Below are 7,092 nucleotides of genomic sequence, written 5' to 3'. Positions count from 1 at the left end.
CCACCTTTATCCCACGCCTCAGCCTCGGCTATGCCTGGGATCTTGGTGATACCAATCGCACGCTCACCGCGCGCTTTAATTCCTCTCCCAAAGGGTCCTTCTCCGTTGATGGCACCCCCGCTCCCTCCTCCTGGTTCAACGTCGGACTCGGCCTTGATGTCGCCATCAACGACCGCTTCTCCGTCTACCTCAATGGTCGCGGGCAGCTCTCACCCTCCAGCACACAATCCATCAATTACGGCGGTGGCTTCCGTTGGTCTTTCTAATCCATTTCAACGGCATCAAGCCCTAATAATCGCTTCTTATATAAATTGGCATTGAAGGGTCTAAAGCAGCTAATGACGTGTGCTGGCTGCAGCAACTGGACAACTCAGTTATACACACGCTGAGAGCACACAGTTCACGCAGAGGAGCTTCGCCACTCCGGCACTAGTTCGCCCAAAAGCGCAAGTGCTGCTTCAACATCCTGCGCCGCCATCGCCGACTCCAAAGCACAAAGTCTCGGCCAAAGCTGCTCGGGAGGAAGGGATTGTTCTTCAGCCCGATAAATCAATGGATGGACTGTGGGCTGGGACTCAGCATCAATCAACAGCTCCTCGTAAAGCTTCTCGCCAGGGCGCAAGCCGGTGCAGATGATCTCAATGTCCCCATCCGGATTTGCGGCATCACGCAGTGACAACCCACTCAGGCGCACCATCTGCTCAGCCAGGGCTTTGATCCGCACCGGTTCGCCCATGTCGAGCAGGAACACATCCCCGCCTTGGGCGAGCACAGACGACTGCAGCACCAACGTGGCCGCCTCGGGGATCGTCATGAAATAGCGAATGATCTCCGGGTGGGTAAGAGTGATAGGTCCACCGGCAGCGATCTGGCGGCGAAACAGGGGCACAACCGAGCCAGAGGAACCGAGCACATTGCCAAAGCGCACCATAGATAAACGGGTGCTCGTGACCTCAGCGGCGTGGGCCTGCACCACCAATTCAGCCAGACGCTTAGACGCCCCCATCACGTTGGTGGGACGCACGGCTTTATCGGTGGAAATCAGCACCACCTGACCCACTCCGTTGGCGACTGCAGCGCGGCAGACCTGATCGGTGGAACACACGTTGTTGGCCATTCCGGCTAACGGATTGGCCTCCACCAGGGGGACGTGTTTATAAGCAGCGGCATGGAACACCAGCTGCACCAACTGATCAACGAACAAGCTCTGCAGGAGCTGCGGGTCGGTCGCACTACCCAGCACTGGCTGCAGCACCACTCCATCCGGCACTAGGGAACGGAGCTCCTGCTCGATGGCATAGAGCGCAGGTTCACTACGCTCCAGCAAGATCAACCGCGCCGGCGACAAAGCCAGGATCTGGCGGCAGAGCTCTGAACCAATCGAACCCCCAGCACCGGTGACGCAGACCACCGAATCACGGATACCAGGCCCGAGCAGGTGGGGGTCGGGAGGCACCTCATCGCGTCCGAGCAGATCTTCAATCACGATCGGTCTCAAGGCATCGATGCGGGCGCGTCCTGAAGTGAGGTCATCCACCGACGGCACCTGCAATACGGGGATGCCAAGACTCTGGAAGCGGTCAACGATGTGGCGCCGTTCACTGCGGGGCAAGGAGGGAATCGCGAGGAGCACCTGATCGATCAAGCTCTCCAGTTCGATCAACGCCTGGGGCGGTCGAATCGCCACCCCGTTGATGGATCGACTCCAGTAGCCTGGGTTGTCGTCGAGGAAGGTGACAATCCGGTGGTTGCCGGCCAAACGCAAAGAAGCTGCCAACTGAGCACCGGCTTCACCAGCGCCGTAGATGGCGACACGCAACTGCTGCTTGTGCTGAGTCGAGCGCAAGTTGAGCAACACATCGCGCAGAGTAAAGCGCACCGCGCCTGTGAAGCCTGTGAGTAGCAACCACAGCAGCATCCAGCTGCTGCGGGGCGGCATTGGCAGTCGCAGTATCACTCCAACAGAAGCCAACAAAAGGACCAGAAGTCCGTTGCGCCCGGCCAGGCGATAGAGGGCAGCACTGCCCACGTAGCGGGTGAGGCCTTTGTATTGGCCCGTTAAGGCATAGAGAGGAAGGCCAAACAGGAGTACGGCCAACAACAACCAACTTCCAGCAGCAACGAAGTTAGAATGAAGGGGATGTGCCAATCGCAGCCAGAAGCTCAGCCATACAGCCAGCGGGAGCAGGAGCGCATCAATGGCGAAGAGTAAAAATCGGCGTGAGAATGGGGAAAAGCCAGTCAGTTTGAGTGGCTGCACAGGGCAAGCAGAAGCTAGCGCATCTTCATCGACAAGCTTTTTGCACCACTGAACGGACGGCTTGGGCATAGCCCGCCATCTGCTCAGGGGTAATTGTCGGGTGCACCAGAAACATCAGACTGGTCTCTCCAAGCTCCCGGGATACAGGCAGTCGCTCAGCGGGCGCCAACCCAGCATCCTGGAAGCATTTCTCCAGGTAGATCTCGCTACAGCTCCCGCATAGGGCGGGATAACCGAGTGCTGCGATCTCCGACAGGATGCGATCACGGCTCCAGCCATCGGCAAGTGCCTCAGACTGGACGAAAGCATAGAACTTGTACCAAGCGTGGGTGAGGTGCTCTGGCGGTAGGGGCACACGTACAGCTGGCAATTCGCGCAGTGCTTCCGCTAAAAAGAGAGCATTGCGCGTGCGAATAGTGGTCCACTCCGGCAGGCGCTGAAGCTGGATGCGTCCGATGGCGCTTTGCAGCTCAGTGAGCCGGAAATTGGACCCGAAACGATCATGCAGCCAGCGGAAGCCGGGTGGATGCTCGAGCCCGAAGACCGCTTCATGGGTTTTGCCGTGATCCTTGAAGGCCCACATGGCATCCCAGAGTTCAGGGCGAGAGGTGCTAACCATGCCGCCCTCGCCTGCGGTGGTGAGAATCTTGTCCTGACAGAAGCTCCAAGCCGCCACATCGCCGAAGCTGCCAACTGATTGCCCATTGATGCGAGCACCGTGAGCCTGGGCACAGTCTTCAATTACAGCGATGTCGTGGGCGCGCGCGAGATCACAAATCGCCGGCATGTCAGCAGGCCAACCGCCGAGGTGCACCACGGCGATGGCCTTTGTACGCGATGAGATTAGGGGAGCAATGGTAGCCGCTGTAATTGCCCCAGAGACAGAGTCGACATCGGCAAAGACAGGGATAGCACCAAGCAGGACAGCACTCGAAGCAGTGGCGATGAAAGTTCTTGGGGTAGTGATAATCTCATCACCTTTTGACAAACCAAGTGACAAGTAAGCGGCAGATAGGGCCAGAGACCCATTAGAGATAGCGACGGAATACTTGCATCCTGACCAGAACGAAAATTCACTTTCAAAAGTTTTAGTCTCTGTTCCAGTCCAAGAATTAACTTGCCCAGAAGCAAGTACGGATGCGGCCACTTGGATCTGATCAGCATCAAAAGAAGGCCAAACAGGAAAATCAGAATAGGACACTAACCAACAGAACAAACGGAGAAGGACTTAGCAAGAATTGCCGAGTTAGAAAATCGCGAAGACGGAGTCAGGTCGCTAGCGATACCAAGATTCTTAAGCAGGAGGTAGGGGAAATTCGCGCCAAAATAATGAGAGAAGAAATAACCACCACCAAAACGGGGATTTACATCTATAAGAAAGAAGGAACCATCAGCAGAGCGAATCAAATCAACATCGAGGTTGCCAAGATGAGGCAATCCGCGCAAACTATCAATTAGATCACAAAATTTGCTGGGGTCGCACAAACGGGCCTTATCAGTCTCACCAGCCCTCATATACAACTTTTCTTTTACACAAAAAGAAAGGACCCTCGAACAGCCGCCATACAGGATATCGATATTATACTCAACTCCATCCACAAATTCCTGAACAATGAAGTCATCAAGAGAAAAACAATTGGACAAATACTCCAACAAGCCAGAATACTCGCTTTCAGATGAAACAATATAAGTATTGGCACTACCACTACCCAATCGTGGCTTTACAACAGCTTTATCAAAAGGGAGAGCAGAAGCATCAGAAAGCAAAACTGTCGGAGGAGTAGCTATGCCAAGAGGCCGAGCGAAAGAGGCAAACAAAGATTTGTCTAATACTTTAAGGGCAAAATCATGAGAAGGCCCAATAAATAACGCGTTCGAATGCTTAGAGATTTCTGCAATTGAGGACGATATTGTCAAAACATCAAAATCGTTAGCAGAGAAATAAAAGTGTATATCGTTAGCGTCTAAAACGTTGGACAAATGGAGTATGTATCCATCGTCATCAATAGGCGGGGCCAAGATATATTTATCACAACTAGAAAAGCCAATGCAGTAAGGGTCCATATCTGTGCCGACAACAAAAATATCGGGAGACAGATCGTGAAAGAAATCAGCAAGGTAACCACGCCTACCGATTGATGAAATCAATATATTTATCATCTAAAAATGGAATGCTGAATAATATCGTTGAATTGACCTCTACAATGCAAGTGCTGCTTAAGATAACACTCCTCGACAAAACCATTGCGTTCATAAACGGAACGGGCACGAGCATTAACGGTAAGAGTCCACAAATATATTTTATTAAGCCGCAGATAATTAAACCCATGATCAAGGACTAAAGGTATGACTTGATCAGCAAATCGTCGACCCCAGAAATGCTTTTCACCAATTGTGATATAAAACTGAGCTTTAGAGTTTTTTTGATCAATTTGCAGAAAACCTGTCATTCCAATAAGCTGATTGGTAGACACAAGACAAATGCTAAGGTTTAACTTGGAGGGGTCAGTACATGCGCTTGAAAACCAAACTTTGGTTTTAGCTAGGGAAACAGGATAATCAGACACCAGAAAGCGATTGATATCCGGATCATTAAACCATTTGACACGGGAAGGAAGATCATCAATTTCTAAGGGCCTCAAATAAATGTCTTTGGAATGCATCATTGAACAAGATTGATAAGTTGGCAATTAGAATAATTGTCTCGAGGACATGTAGCAAGGCGAGAAATATTTAAAATGGCATCATCAAGATGAGGTAGCTTATGTTCCACAAAGCCAGCTCGATGAGGTGAGATTATTATTTTATGGCGCAGACTTGGATTTGACAAGATCAAACTAGACAGAGCTGGATTGAAGTCTGACGCAAAGCCCTTGATGTGATCTGACAGCAATGAATGAGCCAAATCATCTTCATCAAACAGAGCTGAACGTGCAATATTGACAACAAGCGAACCTCTGGGCAGGTACTGAATACTTTGTTTATTTAATATATTCCGGGTAAGGCTAGAAAGAGGAAGGCATACAAAAAGTACATTTACAGCCTTAAGAAACTTAATGTACTCATGCTTGTCATAATAATCAACATCTATTGTGCCAGAAAATCTACCACCACCACAGATAGATATTCGCTTTGCAAAAGGTGATAGAAAAGTAATGAGTTCACGGCCTATGGCTCCACCGCCCCAAATACCAAAAATAGAATCAGATAGACTAAGACTTGGAAAGTGCCCATCTTTGTCTCCAGGCCTGTGATTCTTGCCATTAAATACTAGGTCATAGTGGTGAAATGGAATATATTTAGCCAAAGATGTCCATAAAGAGAAAGCAAATTCTGCAACACACTTAGCATTGGAATGAGAATTTGCAAAAGGAATATTTAGAGATGAAACACCAGAAAGGTTGCAAGCATCAAGGCCAGACCAAGGAACCTGAACTAATTTTAAAGATCGAATATTTCTGATTAAGTGCTGTTCATCAGGTGGTGGCCCCAAAAATACATCAACACCAGAATGCATTAAAAGAAAGTCATTAATGGGTATTTCATTGGAAGGAAAGTGAAACTGGACGGGTAAATGGCATAGAGAATCAGAAAAATACTTTTGATCAAGCTCTTGAAAAAACTTAGTTGCAACTACCTTAAGAGTCATAACTTCAAGGTGATTCTTTTATAAAGTAAATCAACTTGTGGATACCCTCTGAAAAGACGTCGCAGGGAGAAGCGAGAGAAATCCTAATGTAATTATTCCAACTTGATCCAAATATTTTTCCAGGGGCAACAGCAACTGATTTAGACTTCAAAAGATTGGAGGAAAATTTGTCTGAATCGAAATTGGGCAGATCCACATGAGGGAACACAAACATGCCATGAGAAGGCCTACGGAAGGAGATAATATCACAAAGTGAATGATCCTCGATAACTTGGCTAAATAGATTCAAATTCTTGCGTAGAGATAAACATTTGTCATGAACCCAGGATGGGTGAACATGGAGAAATTTAGACGCGGACTTTTGCAGAAAGGAGGGGATACAGGTAATTTGATGCTGTAAAAGCTTTAAGGACCTATTAATGACAAAGTTGTTCGCAATAAGAAAACCTATACGCCAAGAGGTCATAGCGAAAGTCTTAGAAAAGCCATTAATATAAATCAACTTATTATAAGTATTGAACAGAGAAAGAGATGTAGTGAAGCGAGAGTTAACATTGCTCTCTAGCGATAGATCGGAATAAATTTCATCAACGATGAGATAGCAATCAACTAGGCGTGCGAGTGATACCAAATTACTTAGCTCATCGGCTGACAAGGAAATGCCTGTAGGGTTACATGGAGAACTAATAAGTATGCACTTAGGTTTTTTGTCGAGGAGCACTTTTTTTAATTGCACAAAGTCAAAATCAAAATTAGAATCCAGTTTAAATGATATCGGAGATGTATTAGGTGCCGCTAGAAATATTTGAGGAATGTAGGAAACGTAGCAAGGTTCAACTACTAGTACATTATCACCAGCTTCAAGAATAGAGGACAAAGCAAGAGTAAGGGCACCCTTTGCACCATTGGTAATCATAACATTGGAAAGATTAAATTTAAGTTGATATTTATTGTTGAGATCAGAGAGTATGCTTTCTCGCAATGATGTCTCTCCATAAGGAGATGAATAGCCAAAGGATGAGTCTTTTATTATTTGGGAAAGATGATTAGTAATCTCAATAGGAGGATCCCAATGAGGCTCACCAAGTCCTAAGGAAATCAGATTTTGTCCATCATTGCGAGCTTTGCGAGCAACAGCAGAGAATTCAAGAGAGGTAATATTGTCGAGCCTTGAATCGTACAT

The 7,092-nt window shown here is 48.0% G+C and carries 7 protein-coding genes; 1 reads left to right on the top strand and 6 read right to left on the bottom strand.

Annotation, left to right across the window (positions count from 1 at the left end; translation table 11 throughout):
• A partial coding sequence (locus DXY10_RS04795; RefSeq protein ID WP_136989065.1) for an autotransporter domain-containing protein occupies window positions 1-266 on the top strand: 266 nt, incomplete at its 5' end.
• Window positions 267-400: 134 nt separating this feature from the next.
• On the opposite strand, the gene DXY10_RS04790 is transcribed toward DXY10_RS04795, so the two are convergent.
• From DXY10_RS04790 to DXY10_RS04765, 6 genes are read right to left on the bottom strand one after another with little or no spacing between them, the layout of a single operon-like run.
• Window positions 401-2,329 carry a nucleoside-diphosphate sugar epimerase/dehydratase gene (locus DXY10_RS04790; RefSeq protein ID WP_115016696.1) on the bottom strand — a complete coding sequence of 643 codons (1,929 nt, stop codon included), beginning with the start codon at window positions 2,327-2,329 and terminating at the stop codon, window positions 401-403.
• Complete coding sequence (locus DXY10_RS04785) at window positions 2,286-3,407, bottom strand: DegT/DnrJ/EryC1/StrS aminotransferase family protein (protein WP_244281934.1); 1,122 nt, start codon at window positions 3,405-3,407, stop codon at window positions 2,286-2,288. Before DXY10_RS04785 ends, DXY10_RS04790 begins: the two co-directional genes overlap by 44 nt.
• A 53-nt stretch (window positions 3,408-3,460) precedes the next feature.
• On the bottom strand, window positions 3,461-4,420 hold the full coding sequence (locus tag DXY10_RS04780; protein WP_115016692.1) for an ATP-grasp domain-containing protein: 960 nt from the start codon (window positions 4,418-4,420) through the stop codon (window positions 3,461-3,463).
• On the bottom strand, window positions 4,417-4,926 hold the full coding sequence (locus DXY10_RS04775) for a GNAT family N-acetyltransferase (RefSeq protein ID WP_115016690.1): 510 nt from the start codon (window positions 4,924-4,926) through the stop codon (window positions 4,417-4,419). Before DXY10_RS04775 ends, DXY10_RS04780 begins: the two co-directional genes overlap by 4 nt.
• A complete protein-coding gene (locus DXY10_RS04770) occupies window positions 4,923-5,909 on the bottom strand; it encodes an NAD(P)-dependent oxidoreductase (protein ID WP_115016688.1) in 987 nt (328 codons plus the stop codon). Before DXY10_RS04770 ends, DXY10_RS04775 begins: the two co-directional genes overlap by 4 nt.
• Window positions 5,910-5,913: 4 nt before the next feature.
• Window positions 5,914-7,092, bottom strand: coding sequence for a pyridoxal phosphate-dependent aminotransferase (locus tag DXY10_RS04765; protein WP_115016686.1), 1,179 nt, complete (start codon window positions 7,090-7,092; stop codon window positions 5,914-5,916).

The organism is Synechococcus sp. UW140, from assembly GCF_900474295.1.
Lineage (GTDB): Bacteria > Cyanobacteriota > Cyanobacteriia > PCC-6307 > Cyanobiaceae > Synechococcus_C.
This window is presented reverse-complemented; position numbering and strand designations above follow the sequence as displayed.

Coding starts and splice junctions, on each gene's coding strand:
- DXY10_RS04790 (WP_115016696.1), bottom strand. CDS start 2,329: ATGCCCAAGCCGTCCGTTCAGTGGTGCAAAAAGCTTGTCGATGAAGAT.
- DXY10_RS04780 (WP_115016692.1), bottom strand. CDS start 4,420: ATGATAAATATATTGATTTCATCAATCGGTAGGCGTGGTTACCTTGCT.
- DXY10_RS04775 (WP_115016690.1), bottom strand. CDS start 4,926: ATGATGCATTCCAAAGACATTTATTTGAGGCCCTTAGAAATTGATGAT.
- DXY10_RS04770 (WP_115016688.1), bottom strand. CDS start 5,909: ATGACTCTTAAGGTAGTTGCAACTAAGTTTTTTCAAGAGCTTGATCAA.
- DXY10_RS04765 (WP_115016686.1), bottom strand. CDS start 7,092: ATGTACGATTCAAGGCTCGACAATATTACCTCTCTTGAATTCTCTGCT.